Source organism: Streptomyces sp. SA15, from assembly GCF_002291145.1.
Classification (GTDB): domain Bacteria; phylum Actinomycetota; class Actinomycetes; order Streptomycetales; family Streptomycetaceae; genus Streptomyces.
The window spans coordinates 1-23672 of the sequence record NZ_NTGE01000141.1 but is presented as its reverse complement, the minus strand read 5'-3'; the positions used below and the strand labels follow the sequence as shown (position 1 = coordinate 23672).

The following is a 23672-nucleotide window of genomic DNA, read 5'->3' as shown; positions in this document are numbered from 1 at the left end:
GTCCGGCCGGCGAGCGGCGGTCGGTCCAATCCCGCGGCCGCGGCTGTCGGCGCGGCGCTGTCATCGCGTCGTAGCGCCTGGCTTCCCGTCGCTCACGCCGTGCTGCCGGCCGCGGGGATCCTGCCGCCGGGGCCGCCAAGGCGAAAAGTACGGCCAGTTGGCCTGTGCGGCGGTCCAGGGGGTGGGCGACGCCGAGGCGGGCGACCGCCAGGCCGAGCAGGAACAGGCCCGGGATGCTGGGCATGCCGCCGCCGGCGAGGGTGACCGAGGCGACGGTGCCCGGCAGGCCGGCGGTCAGCACCAGCCAGGTGGCCAGCCAGGTGGCAGGCAGCAGGATGACGAGTCCGATCGGCCGGCGCCTCACCGGACGGCGAGGGCGATCCGCGGCCTGCGCACCTGGGTCACCGACGAGTTGGAACACGACGGCGTACGAACCGGCGCACCCCGTGTCCTGGACCGGCTGCTCGCCCTCGCGCGGGACGAGGTCCGATGCCGGTGGCGCGGGCCTGCCGGGACGGAGTTTCCGGCCCCGGACCTGCCTTTGCGCCTTCCGAGCGACACACCCGGGAACGTGGCTTATGGTCGAAATAGGCCTGGTCGAACAGGCCATTGCCGCGCCCGGCGCTCAGGTGGCGTGCGGTCGCACGACAGGCCTGGCGCGCTGCCGCGGCAGGCGTCCCCGAAGTCATCTCCACAGGCATGGCGTCGGCATCGCCGGAATGGCATGTTTATGCCATTTTTCGGCATGCCCGATGTCAATCGGCGGGTTTGAGGAGCCGTGTCCAACGGTCGCTCGCCGAGGACCGACGAGCCTGGCAGACACTGGCGAAGGTGGGTAACCCATGCGCGACCGGTATGACGCCCTGGTGATCGGAAGCGGGTTCGGCGGGGCGGTCGCCGCCTGCCGACTGGCCCAGGCGGGCCAACGCGTCGGCATTCTGGAACGGGGACGCAGATACGCGCTGGGCACGTTCCCGCGTGACTGGAGCAACCCGCGCAACGGCTGGCTGTACCAGCACGACCAGGGGCTGTTCGATGTGCGTCCCGTCAACGAGATGACGATCGTGCAGGGCGCGGCCTACGGCGGCGGCTCCCACATCTACGCCAATGTGCATCTGCGGATGCCCCCGGATGCCTTCGCGGACGGATGGCCCCGCGGCTATGACAGGGCGTCGCTCGACCCGTACTACGACCTGGTCGCCTGGATGCTCGACCTGAACACTGTCAGCGCCGACCAGCCGTTCGGCGTACCGGCCAAGACCGCCCGGACCCGTGAGGCGGCCGGGCGGATGGGGCGCGGCGGTCAGTTCGTGCTGACCCCGCTGGCGGTGGACTTCGGCGACCCGTACACCCTGCGGGCCAACAAGTTCGGTGCCCAGCAGTACGGTTGCCGGCATACCGGCGAGTGCGACATCGGCTGCAACTTCCAGGCGAAGAACACCCTCGACCTGAACTACCTCACGGTGGCGGAGCGGCACGGGGCGCAGGTCGGCACCCGTTGCGAGGTCACCCGGATCACTCCGACGCACGACGGTGGGTACGAGGTCCTGTTCATCGACCACGAGGCGGGCGGGGCCGAGCGGCGGACCACCGCGCCGGTCGTGGTGCTGGCCGCGGGCGCCGTCAACACCACGGAGCTGTTGCTGCGCTGCCGGAACCAGTACGGCACGCTGCCGCGGATGTCCTCCATGCTCGGTCACCGGTACTCGGGCAACGGCGACTACCTCGGTTTCGCCTTCGGCACCGACCTGCCGATGGAGCCGTCGTCCGGCCCCACGATCACCTCGGGGATCGTCCACGATCGCGGCACCGGGGCCGCCCGGCGCTGGTTCATCTTCCAGGAAGGCGGATTCCCCCGCGAGATCGCCGGGCTGCTGCAGTTGATCGACGAGGGCGACGACCGTCTCACCGGCCTGCACCGGACGCAGGACGAGGTGCTGAAGGGCATCAGGGAGGCGGCCCGCGGGCGGATCGGCGAGGAGAAGGACGGCGAGCACTCGGCGGTGTTCCTGGCCATGGGCCGCGACACCGCGGACGGGCGGATCTCGCTCGTGCCCGTCACCCATGACCTGCGGGTCACCTGGAACCTGACCAGGAACCTGGGCCTGTACGAGAGCGAGGAGCGGTTCTGCAACGACATCGCCGAGGCGCTGGGCGGCCGGACGGCGGCCAATCCGCTGTGGCGGGCGCTGCGCCTCCCCGTCTCGGTACACAACCTGGGCGGCTGCGTCATGGCCGACGGCCCGTCACGGGGAGTGGTCGACGCCCGGGGCGAGATGTTCGGCCACCCCGGCCTGTTCGTCATGGACGGCGGCTGCTTGCCGGCGTCGACCGGGGTGAACCCGTCGCACACCATCGCCGCCGTCGCGGAGCGGAACGTGGAGGCGCTGATCCGCCGGATCACCGGGCAGCCGCGGTGGACCGCTCCGGAGCGGGAGCACGCCGTCCCGGTGGCCGACCCGCTGGATTCCGTACGCATCCCCGTCGGCGGCACCCCGGCCCCGTCCGCGCCGGGCACCGGGCTGCGGTTCACCGAGACCATGCACGGCAGGCTGCGCCGCCCCGAGGATCCCGATCACCGGGCGGAAACCGAAACCTCCTTCCGGGTGACGGTGACCGCTCCCGTCCTTGCGGACTTCCTCGACGACGCCACACACCCGATGACCGCCGGCGGCATCGTCCATGTCCCGGGGATCACCCCTGCCGAGGGCGCTCAGGTGGCGGGCGGTGCGGTGAACCTGCTGGTCGCGGGCGACGACCGGGACTCCCGGAAGATGATCTATACGCTGCCGTTCTTCGGGCAGGACGGCCATCCCTATCTGCTGGACGGGGTGAAGGACGTACGGGACCACGGCCGGTTCGACGTCTGGGGCTCCACCACGACGCTGCACACCCGTGTCCGCCGGGGCAGCACACCCGACGCACCGGTGGTGCTCAGCGGGGACCTCCGGCTGGGCGCGCTGGACTTCACACGGCAGCTGACGACCGTACGGATCACGGAGACGGCGAACACGCTGTGGCAGGCCGGGGCACTGGCGCGCTTCGGGCTGTTCTTCGCCGGCTCGCTCTGGGACGTCTTCGTACGGCCCAAGCTGCCCGTACCCCTGTCGCTGCCGTCCGCCCACCGAGGAGGCGTCCGATGACGGAACGGCCGGAACACGTCACGCGACCCCCCGAACACACCGGGCCCAAAGACCACGGAGAATCCTTCCGGCCTCGGAAGCGGTCACTGATCCTGGCCGGTGGCGGCATCAAGGTGGCCTTCCAGGCAGGCGTGTTGCAGGTGTGGCTGGACGAGGCCGGCCTGCGCTTCGATCACGCCGACGGAGCCAGCGGCGGCACCTTCAACCTGGCGATGCTCTGCCAGGGCATGTCCGGCACCGAGATCGCCGACGCCTGGCGCCGGACCTCTCCGGTCTCCGGGGTGTCCCCGAACTGGCGCCAGTTCGCCCGGCCCGGCTACCTGGAGTCGCTGTTCACCCTGGACGCCTACCGGCGCAACGTCTTCCCCCGCTGGGGCCTGGACTGGGACCGCATCCGCTCGTCCGACCTGGAGGCGACGTTCAACGTCTACAACGTCACCCGCCAGCGGCTCGAGGTGCTCCCGCCGGAGCGGATGTCGGAGGACTTCCTGGCGGCCTGCGTCTCGCTTCCCACGTGGTTCCCGCCGGTGCGGATCGACGGCGAGACGTACATCGACCCGGTCTACGTCACCGACGCCAACCTCGAGGAGGCAGTCGACCGGGGAGCCGACGAAATCTGGGTGATCTGGACCGTGAGCGAGCGGGGCGAATGGCACCGCGGATTCACCGCCGCGTACTTCCAGATCATCGAGGCGGCGGCGAACGGCGCGTTCCGCCGGGCGCTGGACCGCATCGAGCGGAACAACGCGGACATCGCCGCAGGGCGTACGGGGGAGTTCGGCCGCCGTATCGAGCTGAACGTCCTGGCAGCCGAGGTACCGCTGCACTACCTGATCGGCTTCGGCGCCGACCGGCTGCACGAGGCGGTCAACCGCGGGGTTCTGGCAGCCCGCGCATGGTGCGCGGAACGTAAGATCCCGCTGGCCGAACCGATTCCGCGGCCCGCTCCCGCCCAGCCGGTGACGCTGCGGTTCAGCGAGCGGCTGACCGGAACGGTCGGCCCGCCACCCGGTGGCCGCGACGGGACGGCAGGCCCGCTGCCCGCCGGCCGCGGGGCACGCGGCGGGATGTCCGGCAGCGCGCCGGGGAGTACGCCCGGCCCTGCGTCCCGCGGGGTGCCGCTCTCCCTCCGCCTGGACGTTTGCGTCGACGACCTCGACCGTTTCCTGACCGACCCGGAGCACACCGCTTCGGCGAGCGGCCGGCTGAACTCTGCGGCCTTCGGCGGCGACCGTCCGCTCACCGGCGGAAGCCTCCAGGTGCTGGTGGACCACGACGGCGACCCGGCCCGCAAGGAGATCCGGTACCGGCTGTACTTCACCGACGAGCGCCGGGCCCCGCTGACCCTGATCGGAAGCAGGCGCATGGCGAGCGGTGACCCGCTGCGGATGTGGAGCGAGAGCGCCGTCCTCCATGCTCGTGTCGTGCGCGGGCACCGAACACCGGCCGACGACCGGGTCGTATACGGACCGGGCGGCCGAGAGACGGATCGGGGCGTGCGGGAGCCGGAGGAAGGCCCCCGAGGGCCGGGTGGGGGCGTGCAGCGGCCTGACGCGGACGGTGACGTGGCCGAGGCGGTGCTGCGCCTCGGGCCTGTGGCCCTGCTCCGTCAGCTGACCACCGTCCGGGTCTCGGGCTCGCAGCCGCTGACCAGGGCCGCCGGTCTGGTCCGGATGGGAGCGATGGTCTTCGGGAAGCTGTGGGACGCCTACGCCCGTCCCGTCCTCACCTGGGGACCCGTCTAGGTCTCTGGTCCTCTAGGTCTCCGGTCCTCACCTCCCCTCACCGTCCTGCCCAGGTGCCCCGTGCTCAGTCATCGGATGGAGGAGCCATGTACATCAGCCAGAGTGTCGTCAGCCCCCGTTACCCGCAGCACTACCCACAGCTCGCCGACTGCATGGTGGCGACGCGGAACCACCCGCATCCCGAGATCGCGTATGCGCTCGCCACCTGCTCCGGATACGCCTACGCGCACGCGGACGGACGTGCCGACACCACAACGGTCGCGTCGATGATGGCGAGGATGGGCCTCCCCGCGAACCGCTGCTTCGCCATCGAACTCTCGATCGACGCGATGTACCTGGACAGTACGGCGTTCGTGATCCAGAGCCGCGATGGAAAGGTCGTGATCCTCTGCTACCGGGGCAGTGAGCTCTTCGATCTCGTCGACTGGCTGAGCGACTTCGATGTCGAGCCGGAGGTCTACACCTTCCGCTTCCAGGGGACGGAGAACAGCGCCAACGTCCACAGCGGCTTCTTCCGCGGCGCCCGTGCCACGTACGACGAAGTGGTGGGCGCCCTGAAGCGCGCCTCGCGCGGGGAGCCCGTGGCCGAGGTGCACGAGGAATACCAGTCGTACGACGCGGGCGCCCGGCTCGAGAAGATGGAGGCCCTCTACATCGCCGGGCACAGCCTCGGCGGAGCCGTCGGGACGCTGACGGCGGTCATGCTGAAGCAGGACCCGGATCCCGAGGTGAGAGAGATCGCCTCCAAACTCAGAGCGATCTACACGTACGGCCAGCCCATGGTGGGCTGCCCGAGGTTCGCCGAGCAGTGCCGGCGCATGGACGGATTCTTCGACCGCAACCTCATCCGCTACATCCACCTGCGCGACGTGGTGCCCCACGTCCCGCCGAGGGAGACGGGCCGGTTCCAGCACTTCGGGCAGGAGTGGCTGTACCGCCCGCGCGCGGGCGCCCGGAGCCCGAGCGAGGAGTGGACCCCCGGCGCCCGTCCCACGGGCCAGGCCAACATCGTCGAGTTCCCCCTCCTTCCGTTTCTCCTGGACTACACGGCCCGCAGAACACCGGTCGGCCGCACCTTCATCTCCGGCTGGAACCGCGCCGCGACCGCCGTCGACGTCCTCGCCGCCCGCGTCACGGGGGCCGCTGACGGCCGTGACCTCCGTAGCACCGACCGGCTGCGCGCGCTCGACTACTTCCTCGGCCTGCCCTTCGTCTACTCCATGGAGGACCATGCGCCCCATCACTACGTCGCCAAGCTGGCGACGCCGGGGGTGGCGAACGAATTCCGCTGACCGCCGGCCGCACCTCGGCTCTGCAGCGCAGCAACTGCGGCACCGCTCGCAGTGGCGCGTCGTCGGGCCGGTAAACGAACTGAGACACAACCGCAGACCAGGAACAACCTCGACGCCCCTCCCCCTAGGGCCTGTCCGGCGGATCATGCCGCAGACGCGGGGCTTGGCACGCCCATCTGCGGCGTTGTCGTCGGTCGCCGACTCCCCCACGCTCGAACAACCTCGCGCGGGGGGACCCCCATCGCGTCGACTCCCTCCTCCGCCTTGCAGCTGGACGCACCAAGCCCCGCTCACCTGCGCTGATCAGTCGCCGTAACTTTCCTGCGACCTGATCCGCCGGACAGGCCCTAACGCCCCCGCCCCACCACCCCCCGAACCCACCGATACACCAGCTCCGGCCGCCCCACCTGCCCGTACACAGGCGCCCGCTCGGCCCGCCCCGCCTCCACCAGATGCTCCAGATACCGCCGGGCCGTGATCCGCGAGATACCCACCGCCTCGGCGATGCCCGCCGCGGTCAGCCCCTCCTCCGCCTCCCGCAGCGCGCCCGTCACCCGCTCCAGCGTCGGCCCGCTCAGCCCCTTCGGCAGTGCCGCCGGCCCCGGTGCCCGCAGCGTGGCCAGCGCCCGGTCGACCTCGTCCTGGCCGCTCGCCTCGCCCGCCGCCGCGTGGAACTCGGCGTACCGCACGAGCCGGTCGCGCAGGGTCGCGAAGGTGAAGGGTTTCAGGACGTACTGGACGACGCCCAGCGAGACGCCCTCCCGTACGACCGTCAGGTCCCGTGCCGACGTCACCGCTATCACGTCCGCCTGATACCCGGCCGCCCGCAGCGAACGCGCCAGCTGCAGCCCGTGCACATCCGGCAGATGCAGGTCCAGCAACAACAGATCCACCGTCGTACGCTCCAGCGCACGCCGCGCCTCCGCACCCGTGTGCGCCTTGCCGACGGCCGTGAAGCCGGGGACGCGGTTGACGTACATGACGTGTGCGTCGGCGGCGACGGGGTCGTCCTCCACGACCAGGACGCGGATGGGCTGCTGCTCGTTCGTCGTCATGCGTCGCCTCCAGAGACCGCGCTGCCCGTAACAGCGCCTTCGGAAGCACGAGCAGCGCTCCCCAACGGCAACCGCACCTCGAACTCCGCCCCGCCCCCGTCGGCCACCGCCACCGACAGCGTCCCCCCGTGCCGGGTCGCCGCCTGCCGTACGAGCGCCAGGCCCAGCCCCCGCCCGCCCGGCCCCGCCGGCTTCGTCGAGAAGCCGCGCTGAAAGACGGCCTCCGCGTGCGCCGGATCCACGCCCGCTCCCGTGTCCGACACCCGGAGCACCAGCTCGCCCTCCACCGTGTACGCCGTCACCGTCACCCGCGCCCGCACGCTCCCCTGCGCCGCGTCCACCGCGTTGTCGATCAGGTTGCCGAGGATGGTCACCAGGTCCCGCGCGGGCAGCGACGGCGGCAGCAGGCCGTCGTCCAGGCGGCTGTCCTGCGAGACCACCAGTTCCACGCCCCGCTCGTTCGCCTGCGCCGTCTTGCCCAGCAGCAGGGCGGCCAGCACCGGCTCGCTGACCGCGGCCACCACCTGGTCGGTGAGCGCCTGGGCGAGTTCCAGCTCGGCGGTGGCGAAGTCGACCGCCTCCTCCGCCCGGTCCAGCTCGATCAGCGACACCACCGTGTGCAGCCGGTTCGCCGCCTCGTGCGCCTGCGAGCGCAGCGCCTGCGTGAAGCCGCGCTCGGAGTCCAACTCGCCCATCAGGGACTGGAGTTCGGTCACATCGCGCAGGGTTACCACCGTGCCCCGGCGCTCACCGCCCGACACCGGTGAGGTGTTCACCACCAGCACCCGGTCCGCCGTCAGATGCACCTCGTCCACCCGCGGCTCCGACGACAGCAGCGCCCCCGTCAGCGGCGCCGGCAGTCCCATTTCGGCCACGGACCGGCCGATCACTTCCTCCTCGGAGGCCACACCCAGCAGCTCCCGCCCGCCGTCGTTGATGAGCGCTACCCTGTACTGCCCGTCCAGCATCAGCAGCCCCTCGCGTACGGCGTGCAGCGCGGCCTGATGGTAGTCGTGCATCCGGCTCAGCTCGGCCGCGTTCATGCCGTGCGTGTGGCGGCGCAGCCGGGCGTTGACGACGTACGTGCCGACCGCGCCGAGCGCGAGCGCGCCGGCCGCGACGCCGAGCAGGGCCGTCAGCTGGGCCTGCACGCGCTTGGTGATCTCCTCGACCTTGATGCCGGCGCTGACCAGACCGATGACCCGTTTGTTCTCGTCCTCGACGGGGGTGACCGCGCGCATGGACGGGCCGAGCGTGCCCGTATAGGTCTCCGTGAAGAACTCGCCCTTCAGGGCGGGCTCGATGTGGCCGCGGAAGCGCTGGCCGATTTCGGCCGGGCTGGGGTGGGTCCAGCGGATGCCCTGCGGGTTCATGATCGTGATGAAGTCGACCTCGGTGTCGCGCATGACCCGCAGTGCGTACGGCTGGAGCTCGGCCGACGGGTCGGAGGTGCCGATCGCCTCCCGCACCGAGGGCGAGTCCGCGACCGACCGGGCCACCGCCAGGGCCTGCCTGCGGGCCGCGTCCTCGGCCTGGCTGCGGTCGCTGACGTACGTGAACAACGCGTACCCGGCGACGACGACCGCTATCAGCACGGCCTGCATGGCGAAGAGCTGGGCGGCCAGGCTGCGGGGGCGGGGGACGCGGACATCGCGGACGTGCATGTCGTCAGTCTGCCCCTTGGCTGATTGTGAACTAAATGAACGGAAGGGTGACCGCCCTCACACGGCAGGAGATAGTCACGACATTCCCCCGTAATCCCCCGGACGTGAGCCGCACGCCGGTAAGGCCGACGAAGACGTCAAGGAGGGCCGCCGTGACCAGCGCAGCCGATACGGCACCTGCCGCACCCAAAGCCAAGCGGGACCGGACCCACTATCTGTACATCGCGGTGATCATCGCGGTCGCCGCCGGTATCACCGTGGGTCTGGTCGCACCGGACTTCGCGGTGGAGCTGAAGCCGATCGGTACCGGCTTCGTGAACCTGATCAAGATGATGATCTCGCCGATCATCTTCTGCACCATCGTCCTCGGTATCGGCTCGGTGCGGAAGGCCGCCAAGGTCGGTGCGGTCGGCGGTATCGCGCTGGTGTACTTCACGATCATGTCGCTGGTCGCGCTGGGCATCGGCCTGGTCGTCGGCAACATCCTGGAGCCGGGCTCGAGCCTGGCGGTGACCGACGCGGTCAGGGAGGCCGGTCACGCGCAGGTCGACGCGGAGGCCAAGGACACCACCGAGTTCCTGCTCGGCATCATCCCCACCACGCTCGTCTCCGCCTTCACCGAGGGCGAGGTCCTCCAGACCCTGCTCATCGCGCTGCTCGCCGGTTTCGCGCTGCAGGCCATGGGCTCGGCCGGACAGCCGATCCTGCGCGGTGTCGAGCACATCCAGCGGCTCGTCTTCCGTATCCTCGCCATGGTGATGTGGGCGGCCCCGATCGGCGCCTTCGGCGCGATCGCCGCCGTCACCGGTTCCGCGGGCGTCGACGCGCTCAAGAGCCTCGCCGTCCTGATGCTCGGCTTCTACGTCACCTGCTTCCTGTTCGTCTTCATCGTGCTCGGCGTTCTGCTGCGGGTGGTCGCGGGCCTCAACATCCTCACGCTCTTCAAGTACCTCGGCCGTGAGTTCCTGCTGATCCTGTCCACCTCCTCCTCCGAGTCGGCGCTGCCGCGTCTGATCGCGAAGATGGAGCACCTGGGCGTCAGCAAGCCGGTGGTCGGCATCACCGTCCCGACCGGCTACTCCTTCAACCTCGACGGCACCATGATCTACATGACCATGGCGTCCCTGTTCATCGCCGACGCCATGGGCACGCCGATGTCGGTCGGCGAGCAGATCCCGCTGCTGCTGTTCCTGCTGGTCGCCTCGAAGGGCGCGGCGGGTGTCACCGGTGCGGGTCTGGCCACCCTGGCGGGCGGCCTCCAGTCGCACAAGCCCGCCCTGGTGGACGGCATCGGCCTGATCGTCGGCATCGACCGCTTCATGAGCGAGGCGCGCGCCCTGACCAACTTCGCGGGCAACGCCGTCGCCACGGTCCTGATCGGCACCTGGACGAAGGAGATCGACCGGGAGCGGGTCGACCAGGTCCTCGCCGGCCATGTCCCGTTCGACGAGAAGACCCTCCTCGACGACGGCGACGCCGAGGACGCCGTCCCCGAGCCGGGCAACGAGAAGGAACTGGCCAAGGCCTGACAGAGCCGGGCCGGGCCCGGCCTGAACCCGGGCCCGTCCCATCGACCCCGGGCGGCTGAGATGCTCCCCCGTCGCTCAGCCGCCCGGGTCACCCCTTCCCCCTCGCTCAACGCCGCCACCGGCACGGTGGCACCGGAGGCGGGCACGCCCCCTGCGATCACCACGGTGACCGCGGCGGACGTGCCCGCCTCTCGCGTTGCCGCCGGCCGGCCTGAGGACCGCGGCCCGATTCCACCCGCGTATGTCAGCCACCGCCCTCTCCCAGCGTCTCGGCCACCGCCCGCGGCAGCCACCGCCGTACGTTCCCGAAGCGGAAACCGAGCCGCACGGCCCGCGCGTTGTCCATGCCGTAGAAGCGGGTGAAGGAGAAGGGGGACACCTCGCCGGCCTCGACGGCGTGGAAGACGGTCTTGCCCTGCGGAAGGTGCGCGGCGATCGCCTCGCACAGTTCCTCCGTGCTCAGCACTCCGTGCGAGGCGGCGTTTACCGGCCCGGTGAAGTCCTCGCCCACCGCCCAGGCCAGGAAGTCCGCTATCTCCTCGACGTGGAGGTAGGTGGCCGGCCGGTTCACGACCGGGACGGTGATCGGCTCGCCGGTGCGGATGCGGTCGGCGTAGTGGCTCAGCCGGCCGGTGAAGTCGTCGTCCCCGCCGAGCACATGGGCCACGCGTACGGCCGTGTACGGGAACGCGGGGTCGGCGGCGAGGACCGCCTCGGCCTGCCGCTTGCCCTCGCCGTAGTGGGTGTCGAGGAACTCCGGGTCGTCCCAGGGGAGTTCGAGATCGACGTTCACGCCCAGAGGATCCACGTCCTCCTCCCGTACGAGCGCGGTCGAGTCCTGGTGCTCGTACACCTCGACGGTCGACGTCATCACATAGCGGCGCGTGCGACCGGCGAAGACGCGGCGGGCACTCGCCGCCTGGCGCGGGGTGTAGCAGACCTGGTCGACGACGACGTCGAAGGTGCGCGCACCGAGCGCGCCCTTCAGCGACTCCTCGTCATTCCGGTCGGCGACGAGGTGAAACGCGCCCGCCGGTGGTGCGGACGATCCGCGATTCAGTACCGTCACCCGGTTCCCGGCCTCGAGCAGCCGTGCGATGAGCCGCTTGCCGAAATACCGGTTGCCGCCGATGACCAATACGTCACGCATGACGCCCCCTCGAATTGCCGCGAACCGTACGGCCATAATTCTCCTGGCGTACACGAACGTACTGAAGGGGGAACCATGGGAGTTCCGGCCACCACACCGAAGGAACCACGGCATCTGCGCGCTACCACCGGCGAAACATCGGTGGCCTTCGACGCGGTGGACCGGCAGATACTCCAGCTCCTCCAGACCGACGGCCGGATCAAGCTCAGCGAGCTCGGCCGCCGGGTCCGGCTCAGCCCGGCCGCCGTCACCGAGCGGGTACGGCGGCTGGAGGCCGCGGGTGTCATCAGCGGGTACGGCGCCCATGTCGTCCCGGCCCGTCTCGGCTACGGCATCCAGGCGTTCATCCGCGTCGACCCGCACGGCGGCTACACCCTGAAGCACCCCAGGACCCTGGAACTGATCGACCGCCCCGAGATCACCGAGGTCCATCACGTGGTCGGCGAGGACTGCTGGATCCTCAAGGTCGCCGTCCGGGACACCGTCCACCTGGAGGAAGTCCTCGAACAGGTCTCGGCCCTGGGGCGCACGACGACCTCGATCGTGCTGACCTCCCCGGTGGAGCGGAAACCGCTGTTGCCTTGACGTCGGCGTCAAGGCTTACGTTCGTACACATGCGCATCGGCGAGCTGGCCGCACGGACCGGGACCACGACCCGGACGCTGCGGTACTACGAATCACGGGGACTGCTGCCCGCACGGCGGAACGGCAACGGACACCGGACGTACGACGAGAAGGACCTGAAGCTGCTCAGGCAGATCAGGACGCTGCAGGACTTCGGGTTCGACCTGGAGGAGACGCGGCCGTTCGTGGAGTGTCTGCGGGCCGGGCATCCCGAGGGCGACTCGTGCCCGGCCTCGCTGGCGGTCTACCGGCGCAAGCTGGACGAGCTGGACGCGCTGATCGGCGAGTTGCAGGCCGTGCGGGCGACGGTCGGCGCGCAGCTGGCGAAGGCCGAGCGCGCACGGGACGGGCTGGCCGCCGAGGCGTCGGTTCCGGGTGGTCCGGAGCCTCTGTGCGAACTGGGAGGGCGGGAACTGTGATCAAGGCGGACGGCGTGACCGAGGTGACCGATACGGACTTCGAGGCGGAGGTGCTCGGCTCGGAGCTGCCGGTGCTGGTGGAGTTCACCGCGGACTGGTGTCCCCCGTGCCGGCAGATGAAGCCGGTGCTCAGCGCCCTGGCCGTCGAGGAGGGCGACCGGCTCAAGGTGGTCCAGCTGGACGTGGACACCAACCCGGAGACCACGAACGCCTACAAGGTGCTGTCGATGCCGACCTTCATGGTGTTCCGCGGCGGCGAGCCCGTGAGGTCGATGGTGGGGGCCCGACCCAAGCGGCGCCTGCTGGAGGAGCTGTCCGACGTGCTCTGAGCACGTCCGACACGACCTGGCACAACCTGACACAAAAGGAATCCCCCGAGCAATTGCGCTCGGGGGATTCCTTTGCGTATATTCGATGGTTCGCGACTCCAAAGGGATTGAGTCGCTAAAGAAGTTCAGTGAGCACACTATATCCGGGCGGGAGCGGAATTGTCAAACACCGGTTTTCCCAACAGTGAAGACACCGAATTGCGGCACGAGCAGGAATTCATCGACGGACTGTACGTCCGCGTCGACGCCCTGCGCGGCCACACCGAGGACTCCGTCACGGACGCGCTCGCCCAGGGCAACACCCCCATGCAGGCCCGGCTGGAGCGGGACATCCTGGTCGCCGAGCGCTCGGGGCTGCTGGCGGCGCTGAACGCGGTGGACGGTTCGCTCTGCTTCGGCCGGATCGACCTGAACTCCGGGGTCACCCACCACATCGGCCGTATCGGCCTGCGCGCCGACGACGCCGAGCGCACGCCGATCCTGATCGACTGGCGGGCCGATGTCGCCCGCCCCTTCTACCTCGCCACCGGCCACACCCCGATGGGCCTGCGCCGACGCCGGCACATCTCCACCGAGGGCCGCCGGGTCACCGCCCTGCACGACGAGATCCTCGACCTCGGGGACCAGGAGAGGACCGGGCACGAGGACCCGACCGGCGACGCCGTACTGCTCGCCGCGCTCAACTCCGCGCGCACCGGCCGGATGAGCGACATCGTGCGGACCATCCAGGCCGAGCAGGACGAGATCATCCGCGCCCCCCACCGGGGCGTCCTGGTGGTCGAGGGCGGCCCCGGCACCGGCAAGACGGCGGTGGCCCTGCACCGCGCCGCCTATCTCCTCTACGAGCACCGGGAGCTGCTCGCCCGGCGGGCCGTCCTGATCGTCGGCCCCAATCCCGCCTTCCTCGGCTACATCGGCCAGGTGCTGCCCTCGCTGGGCGAGACGGGCGTGCTGCTGGCGACGGTCGGGGAGCTGTTCCCCGGCGTGAAGGCCACCAAGGCGGACACCCCCGAGGCGGCCGCGGTGAAGGGCCGGGCCGAGATGGCCGACGTCCTCGCCGACGTCGTACGCGACCGTCAGGCACTGCCCGACCCGGTGATCACGATCGAGCACGACCGCGAGATCCTGATGCTCGACGACGGCCTGGTGCGGGTCGCCCGCGAACGCACCCGGGCCGCCAAGCTGCAGCACAACGCGGCCCGCGAGCACTTCGAGGGGCACATCCTCAACGCGCTCACCGAGCTGTACGCCGAGCGCGTCGGCACCGACCCCTACGACGGGTCCAACATGCTGGACGCGAGCGACATCACCCAGATCCGCGACGAGCTCGCCGAGAACCCCGAAGTCTGGTCCGCCATCGACCAGCTGTGGCCGCGGCTGACCCCGCAGCGCCTGGTCGCGGACTTCCTCGCCGCACCCGAGGGGTACGTCGGCGAGGAGGACGCGGCCGCGATCCGCCGCCCGGTGACCCGGGCGTGGACCGTGGCGGACGTACCGCTGCTCGACGAGGCGGCCGAACTGCTGGGCGAGGACGACCGGATGGCTCGGGCGCGCGCGGAGCGGGAGCGGGAGAACCAGATCGCCTACGCGCAGGGCGTGCTCGACGTGTCGTACGCCTCCCGCACCTACGAGTTCGAGGACAAGGAGGACAGCGATCCCGAGTCCTCCGAGGTGCTGTCCGCGCACGACATCATCGACGCCGAACGGTTCGCCGAACGCCACGAGGAGGACGACCACCGCAGCGCCGCCGAGCGCGCGGCGGCCGACCGCACCTGGGCGTTCGGGCACATCATCGTCGACGAGGCGCAGGAGCTGTCGCCGATGGCCTGGCGGCTGCTGATGCGGCGCAGCCCGACCCGCTCGATGACCCTCGTCGGCGACCCGGCGCAGACCGCGGAGGCGGCGGGCGTCGGCTCGTGGTCGGGCATCCTCGAGCCGTACGTCGAGGACCGCTGGGAGCACACCCGCCTCGGCGTCAACTACCGCACCCCGGCCGAGATCATGGACGTGGCGGCGGCCGTGGTGCGCGCGGAGCACCCCGGCTTCGAGCCGCCCAGTTCGGTGCGGTCGACGGGGGTACGCCCCTGGGCACGCGCGACCGACGACCTGCCCGGCGCGGTGGCCAAGGCGGTCGGGGAACTCACTCCGACGGAGGGCCGGTTGGCGGTCATCGCCCCACGCGATCTGCACCGCTCGCTGGCCGCCCGCCTGGACGGTGTGACGGCGGGCGCGGAACCCGACCTGACCCGGACGGTCGTACTCCTCGACCCGCGCCAGGCGAAGGGCCTGGAGTTCGACTCGGTGCTGGTGGTCGAGCCGGCCCGGTACGGCACGAGTGACCTGTACGTGGCACTGACCCGGGCCACGCAGCGGCTCGGCGTCCTGCACACCGGCGAGCTGCCGAAGACGCTGGCGGACGCCTTCTTGTAGGAAGTGGGGGCGGCAGTACGGATTCGTATAGGAGCCGTAACAGTTCGTGACACGATCACCGCTTGTGTACGGCCGATACGGTAAGCGTTGCGGTATGGACGCCGCCCATCCCCACCCGACCGCACCGGCCGCCAGCCCCCCACTGGGGTCGCTGCCCGTCGAACCGCTCCTCACCTCCGAGTTCGACGCCGACCCGGGCGCGGTCTACCAGCGGCTCAGGCGCACGTACGGCCCCGTCGCACCGGTCGGCCTGATGGGCGTACCGGTGTGGCTGGTGCTCGGCTACCCCCAGGTCATGGAGGTCCTCAGGAACGAGAGCCAGTGGCGGAGGGACATCCGGTACTGGCGGACCCGGGCCGAGGGCCGGCTGCCGCCCGACTGGCCACTGCTCGCGGGCTATGAGGTACGGCAGATGATGTTCATGGACGAGGAGGAGCACCGGGCGGCCCGCCGCACGCACCACTCGGCGCTGGGCCCCTTCCAGAACGCGCGTAGCCCGGAGGGCTGGGAACTGCGGGCCGCGGTCTCCCGCTACGCGGACGAACTGGTCGCCCTGCTGGCGGCGGAGACCGGTTCGGCGGGCTTCGCCGACCTGGGCGCGCAATACAGCCGGCCCCTCCTCCTCATGGTCACCACCAAACTCTTCGGCTGCCCGGTCGAGTTCGGCGACGAGCTGGTCATGGACCTGTGGCGGATGCTGGACGGCGGACCGGACGCGGGCCCCGCCACCGGGCGCGCCCTGGCGGCGTTCACCCGGCTGGCCGCCCATCGCAGGGCCCGCCCCGGCGACGACTTCACCTCGTACATGCTGCTCGCCGACCCGGAACTGAGCGACGAACAGCTCGGCCGGGAGCTGTTCATGAACGCCGTCTACCTGAACGACATCACCGGCAACATGGTCCTCAACACCCTGCTGGAGGTGCTGCGCGGCAACGCCACCGTCCGCCGCAGCCTGTCCGCCGGGCAACTCGGCGAAACGGTCAACCGGGCCGCGCTCGCCAACCCCCCGGTCGCCAACATGTGCTTCCGGTTCGCGGCGCGGGACGTACGGCTGGGCGACGTCTGGGTGCGAGCGGGCGATGTCGTCTCGCCCTCCGCGGCAGCCGCCCACCGGGACCTGCTGGACATCGGCCACTCCCACCTCGTCGACTCGGCCGTCAGCACCCGCGCCCACCTGGGCTGGGGCGCCGGCCAGCACCAGTGCCCCAGCGCGGCGCGTGAGCTGGGCGGCCTGATCGTGACCAGCGCGGTGGGCCGTTTCTTCGACCACTTCACCAAGGTCGAACCGACCCTCCCGCACGACCAGTTGCCGTGGCGCTCGGGCCCGGTGGTACGCGGACTGCGACTGCTGCCGGTGCGCTACGAACTGACCGGCTCCGGCCCGGCCCTCACCGACCGCCGTCCCACGCGTTCGTCGACGGCACCGTCGCACTCCGCCGACCGCCAGACGAAGGGCCTGCTGGCGGCCCTGCGCAAACTGATGTTCGGAGGCCGCACGGCATCGCAAGATCATGCCGGGTGACAAAGCACGAGGTGCGGGCCCTCGACGAGCAATGGAAGGTGACGCGGGTCGGAGACCAGCCCGGGCTCGTCGTGTAGCGCGAGGACGGCCGTGGGCCGACGCCCTCCCGATCGTGGACGTACGAGCGGGGACCCGACGGGCGCCGGCGCATGGTGGAGCGGACCGGCGTCGGCCCGCAGGAGATGAAGGACCCCCTGCGGGACGCGGTCCTCGGCGCGGGATGGACCTGGCGCGGAGTGCTGAACAAGCCGTGACCGGCGGCCGTCACCTCACGGTCTAGGCCGGCCGCAGCCACACCGTGGCCAGCGGCGGCAGCGTCAGTCGGATGCTTGCCGGGCGGCCGTGCCACGCCTGTGGCTCCGGCTTGATGACGTCCGGGTTGGTGACGTCGCTGCCGCCGTACCTCCCGGCGTCGGTGTTGAGGGTCTCGTGCCAGGCGGGGATGTCGTCGGGGGCGCCGAGGCGGTAGTCGTGGCGGACGACCGGGGAGAAGTTGGAGACCGCCAGGAGGGGGGTGCCCTCCGCGTCGTACCTCAGGAACGCGAAGACGTTGTCCTCGGCGGCGTCGCCGACCACCCACTGGAAGCCGGACGGGTCGATGTCGCGTTCCCAGAGGGCCGGGGTCGCGCGGTAGACGGTGTTGAGGTCGCGGACCAGGTCGAGGACGCCCCGGTGATCGGCCGCCGCCCCGTACGCGGGGTCGAGCAGCCACCAGTCCGGGCCGTGCGCCTCGGACCACTCCGCTCCCTGGGCGAACTCCTGGCCCATGAAGAGGAGTTGCTTGCCGGGGTGGGCCCACATGAAGCCCAGGTACGCGCGGTGGTTGGCGCGCTGCTGCCACCAGTCGCCCGGCATCTTCGACACCAGTGAGCGCTTGCCGTGGACCACCTCGTCGTGGGAGATGGGCAGGACGTAGTTCTCGCTGTAGGCGTACACCATCGAGAAGGTCATCTCGTTGTGGTGGTACTTGCGGTGGACCGGCTCGTGGCTGACGTAGTCGAGCGAGTCGTGCATCCAGCCCATGTTCCACTTCAGGCCGAAGCCGAGGCCCCCGAAGCCGCCCGGACCCATGTGGTGCGTGGCGCGCGTGACCCCGTCCCAGGCCGTGGACTCCTCCGCGATGGTCACCACGCCCGGCACCCTCCGGTACACGGTGGCGTTCATCTCCTGGAGGAAGGCCACCGCGTCCAGGTTCTCCCGGCCGCCGTGCACGTTCGGCGTCCACTGACCCGGCTCCCGCGAGTAGTCCAGGTAGAGCATCGAGGCGACCGCGTCCACCCGCAGCCCGTCGATGTGGAACTCCTCGCACCAGTAGATGGCGTTCGCCACCAGGAAGTTGCGCACCTCACGACGCCCGTAGTCGAACTCCAGCGTCCCCCAGTCGGGATGCGCGGCGCGCAGCGGGTCCTCATGCTCGTACAGCGGACGCCCGTCGAACTCGGCCAACGCCCAGTCGTCCCGCGGGAAGTGCGCCGGCACCCAGTCCATCAGCACACCGATCCCGGCCTGGTGCAGCGCGTCGACGAGGTACTTGAAGTCGTCCGGGGTGCCGAGACGGGCCGTGGGCGCGTAGAAGCCGGTGACCTGGTAGCCCCAGGAGCCCCCGAAGGGGTGCTCGGCGACCGGCATCAGCTCGACGTGGGTGAAGCCCAGGTCCTTGACGTACGCCGGCAGCTGCTCGGCGAGTTCACGGTAGGTCAGGCCCGGCCGCCAGGACGGCAGATGGACCTCGTACACCGAGAACGGCGCCTCGTGCGCGGGTGCCTCCGCACGCCGGGCCAGCCACTCCTCGTCGTGCCACTCGTGGCGCGAGGCGTGCACGATGGAGGAGGTGTTGGGCGGGGTCTCCGTACGACGGGCCAGCGGATCGGCGCGCAGGGTCTTCGAGCCGTCGGGCCGGGTGATCTCGAACTTGTACAGCTCGCCCTCGCCGATGCCGGGCACGAACAGCTCCCAGACGCCGGTGCCGCCGAGCGAGCGCATGGGGAACGCCGATCCGTCCCAGAAGTTGAAGGTGCCGGCCACCCGCACGCCCCGCGCGTTCGGCGCCCACACCGTGAAGCGGGTGCCGGTCACACCCTGGTGGGTCATCGGCTCCGCGCCCAGCACCGTCCACAGCTGCTCGTGCCGGCCCTCACCGATCAGATGCAGATCGAGCTCGCCCAGCGCGGGCAGGAAGCGGTAGGCGTCCTCGGTGTCCTGGACCGTCCCGTCGTACGCCACGAGGAGCCGGTACGCCGGGACCTCCGGCAGCGGCAGCAGGCCCGAGAAGAACCCGCTCCCGTCGTCGTGCAGCTCCGCCCGGACGTCCCCGGCGACGACCGTGACGGACCGCGCGTACGGCCGGAAGGCCCGGAAGGCGATCCCGCCGGGCACGGGATGCGCGCCGAGCACCGCGTGCGGCTCGTGGTGGGTGCCGGCGAGCAGACGCTCGCGGTCACCGGCGTCGACGGCGGGGGAGACGATGGACTCCGGCGATCGAGCGGGGTTCGGTACGGTGACCTTCTTCGCGGTGACCTTCTTGGCCGTGGTCTTTTTCGCGGTGGTCCTTGCCGCCGTTGTCTTCGCCGCCGTTGTCTTTGCCGCAGTGGTCTTCGTCGTCGTCTTCTTCGCCGCGGTCTTGGTCGCGGCCTTTGTTGCGGTGGTCTTCCCGGCCGTCGTCTTCTTGGCCGCCGGAGCCGCCTTCTTCGCAGCCGGCGCCGCCTTCTTGGCCGCGGCCTTCTTCGTCACCGTCTTCTCGGCGGTGGTCTTCTTCGCAGCCGCCTTCTTCACCGCTTTCTTGGGCGCGGTCACCTTCTCCGCGGCCTTCTTCACGCTCTTCGCGGCTTTCGCAGCGGTCTTCTTCGGTTCCGAACTCGGTTCCGAACCGCTGGACGGGGTGCGGGGGGTCACGGGTGGAGCCTCCTAGAAGATGTGACGTAACGCTCGATGGCGGCCATCGGTACGGGGAGCCAGTCGGGGCGGTGCCGGGCCTCGTAGACGACCTCGTAGATCGCCTTGTCCGTCTCGTAGGCCCGTAGGAGCACGGGGTCGGTCCGCGGATCCACCCCGCTGACCTCCGCGTATCCGGAGCAGTACGCGGCCCGGCAGGCCTCGGCCCAGCCCGGCACCGGCACCTCGGTCGAGTGCGCCGCGTAGTCGAAGGAACGGAGCATGCCCGCTATGTCCCGGGCGGGCGGCTGCGGCATCCGCCGCTCGGCCAGCGGCTTCGACGGCTCGCCCTCGAAGTCGATCAGCCACCACTGCCCGGCGGGCGAGCGCAGGCACTGCCCCAGGTGCAGATCGCCGTGGATGCGCTGCGCGGTCCAGGTACGGCCCTCGGCGGCCAGGTCGCCCAGCGCGGTGAACGCGGAGTGCAGCCCGGGCGCGTACGGCCTGAGCGCCGGCACCGCCTGCACGGCCGCCTCCAGGCGCTGGATCATGCCCTCGGCCAGTATGTGCAGCTGGGTGTGGCCGAGGGTCACCGTGGGCAGCGCCCGGGCGAGTGCCGTGTGCACCTCGGCGGTGGCCCGCCCGAGCGAGCGCGCCTCCGCGCCGAACTCCTCACCCTTGGCCAGCTCCCGCAGCGCCAGCTCCCAGCCGTCCGCCGCGCCCTGCACGAACGGCTGGAGCACGCCCAGGACATACGGCTCACCGGCCAGCTCCGCCCGCAGCCACCCCGTCGGCGCCGGCACCCGGGGGCAGCCCTCGCGGGCCAGCGCCAGCGGCAGCTCCAGGTCGGGATTGATGCCGGGCACGATCCGGCGCAACAGCTTCAGGATGAACGTATCTCCATAGACGATCGACGAGTTGGACTGCTCGGCGGTCATCACGCGGGGCACCAGCCCGTCCCGGATCTCCTGGTGCGGGTCCCGCTCGAAGCGCAGGTCGCCGATGCGGGCGCGGGTGCGCACGGCCTCCAGGAGCAGTTCGGCGGGCCGGGTGTCGTACAGGGCCTCGTACACCGTGTGTCCGGCCAGCGGCCCCTCGTCGAGATGCCCGATCAGCGCGGGCGCCAGCCGGGGCGGCAGCGCCTCGCGCACGCCTATCAGGAGCTGGTAGCAGTCGCCGGGCTGGGTCGAGGTGCCCAGCGTGAGCGGCTGATGGGCGCGCACCAGCAGGTGGTAGAGGCCCAGCTTCGCCGTGGGCGGCAGCAGCTCGGTGGCCGCGACCAGGGAGAACCCGGTGACCGGACGCCCCTTGCCCGCGAACCAGCGCTGCCGCGGCAGCCACTCCCGCAACAGGGGATCCAGTGACGCAAGGAGGCCGGGGCTGCCGGGGCTGCCGGGACTTGTCGTGGCGATACGTGTGACGGCTTCCGACATGGCGTCGCGTCCTTTCCCCGGGTGGTCGGGGTGTTACTGATGCGTGCCCCGGGCGGGGCGGGAGAAACCGGCCCCGCCCGGGGTTCTGCCGGTCTCTACACGGCGTCCTTGCGCAGCCGGAACCAGTAGAAGCCGTGCCCGCCGAGGGTCAGCAGATACGGCAGGTCACCGACCGCGGGGAACCGGACCCCGCCGAACAGCTCGACCGGATGCCGCCCGTTGAACGCGCTGAGGTCCAGCTCGGTGGGCTGTGCGAACCGGGAGAAGTTGTTGACGCACAGGACGAGGTCGTCCTCGTACTCCCGCAGGAACGCGATCACGGCCGGGTTGGACGACGGCAGTTCCCGGTAGGACCCGAGGCCGAAGGCCAGATTCTGCTTGCGGATCTCGATCATGCGGCGGGTCCAGTGCAGCAGCGAGGACGGCGAGGACATCGACGCCTCGACGTTCGTCACCTGGTAGCCGTAGACCGGGTCCATGATCGTGGGGAGGTAGAGGCGCCCGGGATCGCACGACGAGAAGCCCGCGTTGCGGTCCGGGGTCCACTGCATGGGGGTGCGTACGGCGTCCCGGTCGCCGAGCCAGATGTTGTCGCCCATGCTGATCTCGTCGCCGTAGTAGAGGATCGGCGAGCCCGGCAGGGACAGCAGCAGGGCGGTGAACAGTTCGATCTGGTTGCGGTCGTTGTCCAGCAGGGGGGCGAGCCGCCGGCGGATGCCGATGTTGGCGCGCATGCGGGGGTCCTTGGCGTATTCCGCCCACATGTAGTCGCGTTCCTCGTCGGTGACCATTTCCAGGGTCAGCTCGTCGTGGTTGCGCAGGAAGATGCCCCACTGGCAGCCGGACGGAATGGCCGGGGTCTTGGCGAGGATTTCCGAGACCGGATAGCGCGATTCCCGCCGCACGGCCATGAAGATGCGCGGCATGACCGGGAAATGGAACGCCATGTGGCATTCGTCGCCGCCACTCGCGTAGTCGCCGAAGTAGTCGACGACGTCCTCCGGCCACTGGTTGGCCTCCGCCAGCAGCACCGTGTCCGGGTAGTGGGCGTCGATCTCCTTCCGGACCCGCTTGAGGAACTCGTGGGTCTCCGGGAGGTTCTCGCAGTTGGTGCCCTCCTGCTGGTAGAGGTACGGGACCGCGTCCAGCCGGAATCCGTCGATGCCGAGGTCCAGCCAGAAACGGAGAGCGGAGATCATCTCCTCCTGCACGGCCGGGTTCTCGTAGTTCAGATCCGGCTGATGGGAGAAGAAGCGGTGCCAGTAGTACTGCTTGCGGACCGGGTCGAAGGTCCAGTTGGAGGCCTCGGTGTCGACGAAGATGATCCGCGCGTCCTGGTACTGCTTGTCGTCGTCTGCCCAGACGTAGTAGTCGCCGTACGGCCCGTCTGGATTGTTCCTCGACTCCTGGAACCACGGGTGCTGGTCGCTGGTGTGGTTCATGACGAAGTCGATGATCACACGCATGCCGCGCTGGTGGGTGGCGTCCACGAATTCCACGAAGTCGGCGAGGTCACCGAATTCGGGCAGTACGGCGGTGTAGTCGGAGACGTCGTAACCGCCGTCCCTCAGGGGTGACTTGAAGAAGGGCGGCAGCCACAGGCAGTCGACCCCCAGCCACTGCAGGTAGTCCAGTTTGGCGGTCAGGCCCTTGAGGTCCCCGACGCCGTCACCGTTGCTGTCCTGGAAGGAGCGGACGAGGACCTCGTAGAAGACCGCGCGTTTGAACCACTCCGGATCCCGGTCCTTGGCGGGAGTGTCCTCGAAGGTGTCCTGGACGGGCTCGTTGACGATCATGTTGTGGGTGACCCTCCGATCTGCGGGGTGGACGGTCGCAGGAACCTGAAGACGTGCGCGGGCCGACGGCCCGGCTCGAGGCGCACATAGTTGTTCCTGCCCCAGTGATAGGTCTCGCCGGTGAGCTCGTCGCGCACCGGCACCGACTCGTGCCATTCCAGGCCGAGTTGCGGCATGTCCAACGAGACCGTGGCCTCCTGGGTGTGGTGAGGGTCGAGGTTGACGACGACCAGAACCGTGTTCGAGCCCCGCCGCTTCGAATACGCGATCACCGCTTCCTGGTCCGCGTGGTGGAAGTGGAGGTCGCGCAGCTGTCGAAGGGCCGGGTTCGCGCGCCTGATCGTGTTCAGCCGGGTGATGAGGGGGGTGAGGGTGCGGCCTTCGCGTTCGGCTGTTTCCCAGTCGCGGTGTTTGATCTGGTACTTCTCCGAGTCGAGGTACTCCTCGCTGCCCTCACGCAGCGGGGTGTTCTCGCACAGTTCGTAGCCGCTGTAGATGCCCCAGGTGGGGGAGAGGGTGGCGGCCAGGACCGCGCGTGTCTCGAAGGCGGGCCGGCCGCCGTGCTGGAGGTAGGCGTGCAGGATGTCGGGGGTGTTGGCGAAGAAGTTCGGCCGCATGTAGGCGGCCGCCTCCCCGGACAGTTCGGTGAGGTACTCGGTCAGTTCCTGCT

15 protein-coding genes and 2 pseudogenes are annotated in these 23672 nt (G+C 70.3%); 9 read left to right on the top strand and 8 right to left on the bottom strand.

Annotation, left to right across the window (positions count from 1 at the left end; genetic code table 11):
• A pseudogene (locus CLM62_RS50335) lies at positions 1–364 on the bottom strand (hypothetical protein); the annotation flags it as partial.
• Between the two features lie 478 nt (positions 365–842).
• Between CLM62_RS50335 and CLM62_RS32565 the strand changes: the two are divergent.
• From CLM62_RS32565 to CLM62_RS32555, 3 genes are all read left to right on the top strand, one after another.
• Positions 843–3143 (top strand): GMC oxidoreductase, encoded by a 2301-nt coding sequence (locus tag CLM62_RS32565; RefSeq protein WP_095753485.1) that lies wholly within the window; start codon positions 843–845, stop codon positions 3141–3143.
• Positions 3140–4888, top strand: a complete 1749-nt coding sequence (locus CLM62_RS32560; protein WP_095753484.1) for a patatin-like phospholipase family protein — start codon at positions 3140–3142, stop codon at positions 4886–4888. The genes CLM62_RS32565 and CLM62_RS32560 overlap by 4 nt, the downstream gene beginning before the upstream one ends.
• Positions 4889–4974: 86 nt before the next feature.
• Positions 4975–6180 carry a lipase family protein gene (locus CLM62_RS32555; protein WP_095753483.1) on the top strand — a complete coding sequence of 402 codons (1206 nt, stop codon included), beginning with the start codon at positions 4975–4977 and terminating at the stop codon, positions 6178–6180.
• Positions 6181–6527: 347 nt separating this feature from the next.
• On the opposite strand, the gene CLM62_RS32550 is transcribed toward CLM62_RS32555, so the two are convergent.
• Together CLM62_RS32550 and CLM62_RS32545 are read right to left on the bottom strand one after the other, a co-directional pair.
• Positions 6528–7235: a response regulator gene (locus CLM62_RS32550; RefSeq protein ID WP_095753482.1), complete on the bottom strand. Its 708-nt coding sequence runs from the start codon at positions 7233–7235 to the stop codon at positions 6528–6530.
• On the bottom strand, positions 7232–8899 hold the full coding sequence (locus CLM62_RS32545) for a sensor histidine kinase (RefSeq protein WP_095753481.1): 1668 nt from the start codon (positions 8897–8899) through the stop codon (positions 7232–7234). Before CLM62_RS32545 ends, CLM62_RS32550 begins: the two co-directional genes overlap by 4 nt.
• A 152-nt stretch (positions 8900–9051) precedes the next feature.
• Between CLM62_RS32545 and CLM62_RS32540 the strand changes: the two genes are divergently transcribed.
• The gene (locus CLM62_RS32540) at positions 9052–10428 is read left to right on the top strand and encodes a cation:dicarboxylate symporter family transporter (RefSeq protein ID WP_095753480.1); all 1377 of its coding nucleotides are present in this window, start codon (positions 9052–9054) and stop codon (positions 10426–10428) included.
• Positions 10429–10672: 244 nt separating this feature from the next.
• Here the strand turns inward: CLM62_RS32540 and CLM62_RS32535 are convergent, their stop codons facing one another.
• Complete coding sequence (locus CLM62_RS32535; protein WP_095753479.1) at positions 10673–11578, bottom strand: NAD-dependent epimerase/dehydratase family protein; 906 nt, start codon at positions 11576–11578, stop codon at positions 10673–10675.
• A 75-nt stretch (positions 11579–11653) separates the two neighbouring features.
• Between CLM62_RS32535 and CLM62_RS32530 the strand changes: the two genes are divergently transcribed.
• The 5 genes from CLM62_RS32530 (at position 11654) to CLM62_RS32510 (ending at position 16902) form a co-directional block, all read left to right on the top strand.
• Positions 11654–12163, top strand: coding sequence for an Lrp/AsnC family transcriptional regulator (locus CLM62_RS32530; protein ID WP_218835644.1), 510 nt, complete (start codon positions 11654–11656; stop codon positions 12161–12163).
• Between the two features lie 29 nt (positions 12164–12192).
• Entirely contained in the window at positions 12193–12621 is a 429-nt protein-coding gene (locus CLM62_RS32525; protein ID WP_095753478.1) for a MerR family transcriptional regulator, read from the top strand.
• A 14-nt stretch (positions 12622–12635) separates the two neighbouring features.
• On the top strand, positions 12636–12950 hold the full coding sequence (locus CLM62_RS32520; protein WP_095753487.1) for a co-chaperone YbbN: 315 nt from the start codon (positions 12636–12638) through the stop codon (positions 12948–12950).
• 198 nt (positions 12951–13148) lie between these two features.
• Positions 13149–15380 (top strand): UvrD-helicase domain-containing protein, encoded by a 2232-nt coding sequence (locus CLM62_RS32515; RefSeq protein ID WP_095753477.1) that lies wholly within the window; start codon positions 13149–13151, stop codon positions 15378–15380.
• Between the two features lie 94 nt (positions 15381–15474).
• Positions 15475–16902, top strand: a complete 1428-nt coding sequence (locus CLM62_RS32510) for a cytochrome P450 (RefSeq protein WP_095753476.1) — start codon at positions 15475–15477, stop codon at positions 16900–16902.
• Between the two features lie 276 nt (positions 16903–17178).
• Here the strand turns inward: CLM62_RS32510 and glgB are convergent, their stop codons facing one another.
• From glgB to CLM62_RS32490, 4 genes and pseudogenes are all read right to left on the bottom strand, one after another.
• Entirely contained in the window at positions 17179–19794 is a 2616-nt protein-coding gene (glgB, locus tag CLM62_RS32505; protein ID WP_095753475.1) for a 1,4-alpha-glucan branching enzyme, read from the bottom strand.
• Positions 19791–21206, bottom strand: a complete 1416-nt coding sequence (locus tag CLM62_RS32500) for a maltokinase (RefSeq protein ID WP_095753474.1) — start codon at positions 21204–21206, stop codon at positions 19791–19793. The genes glgB and CLM62_RS32500 overlap by 4 nt, the downstream gene beginning before the upstream one ends.
• 95 nt (positions 21207–21301) lie before the next feature.
• Positions 21302–23002: a maltose alpha-D-glucosyltransferase gene (gene treS / locus CLM62_RS32495; RefSeq protein ID WP_095753473.1), complete on the bottom strand. Its 1701-nt coding sequence runs from the start codon at positions 23000–23002 to the stop codon at positions 21302–21304.
• Positions 22999–23672 (bottom strand): annotated as a pseudogene (locus CLM62_RS32490) (alpha-1,4-glucan--maltose-1-phosphate maltosyltransferase); the annotation flags it as partial. The pseudogene CLM62_RS32490 and the gene treS, both read right to left, overlap by 4 nt.

Bases quoted from the DNA above. Each gene is read 5' to 3' on its own strand.
- CLM62_RS32565 (WP_095753485.1), top strand. From the start codon at position 843: ATGCGCGACCGGTATGACGCCCTGGTGATCGGAAGCGGGTTCGGCGGG.
- CLM62_RS32560 (WP_095753484.1), top strand. From the start codon at position 3,140: ATGACGGAACGGCCGGAACACGTCACGCGACCCCCCGAACACACCGGG.
- CLM62_RS32555 (WP_095753483.1), top strand. From the start codon at position 4,975: ATGTACATCAGCCAGAGTGTCGTCAGCCCCCGTTACCCGCAGCACTAC.
- CLM62_RS32550 (WP_095753482.1), bottom strand. From the start codon at position 7,235: ATGACGACGAACGAGCAGCAGCCCATCCGCGTCCTGGTCGTGGAGGAC.
- CLM62_RS32545 (WP_095753481.1), bottom strand. From the start codon at position 8,899: ATGCACGTCCGCGATGTCCGCGTCCCCCGCCCCCGCAGCCTGGCCGCC.
- CLM62_RS32535 (WP_095753479.1), bottom strand. From the start codon at position 11,578: ATGCGTGACGTATTGGTCATCGGCGGCAACCGGTATTTCGGCAAGCGG.
- CLM62_RS32530 (WP_218835644.1), top strand. From the start codon at position 11,654: ATGGGAGTTCCGGCCACCACACCGAAGGAACCACGGCATCTGCGCGCT.
- CLM62_RS32525 (WP_095753478.1), top strand. From the start codon at position 12,193: ATGCGCATCGGCGAGCTGGCCGCACGGACCGGGACCACGACCCGGACG.
- CLM62_RS32510 (WP_095753476.1), top strand. From the start codon at position 15,475: ATGGACGCCGCCCATCCCCACCCGACCGCACCGGCCGCCAGCCCCCCA.
- CLM62_RS32500 (WP_095753474.1), bottom strand. From the start codon at position 21,206: ATGTCGGAAGCCGTCACACGTATCGCCACGACAAGTCCCGGCAGCCCC.
- treS (WP_095753473.1), bottom strand. From the start codon at position 23,002: ATGATCGTCAACGAGCCCGTCCAGGACACCTTCGAGGACACTCCCGCC.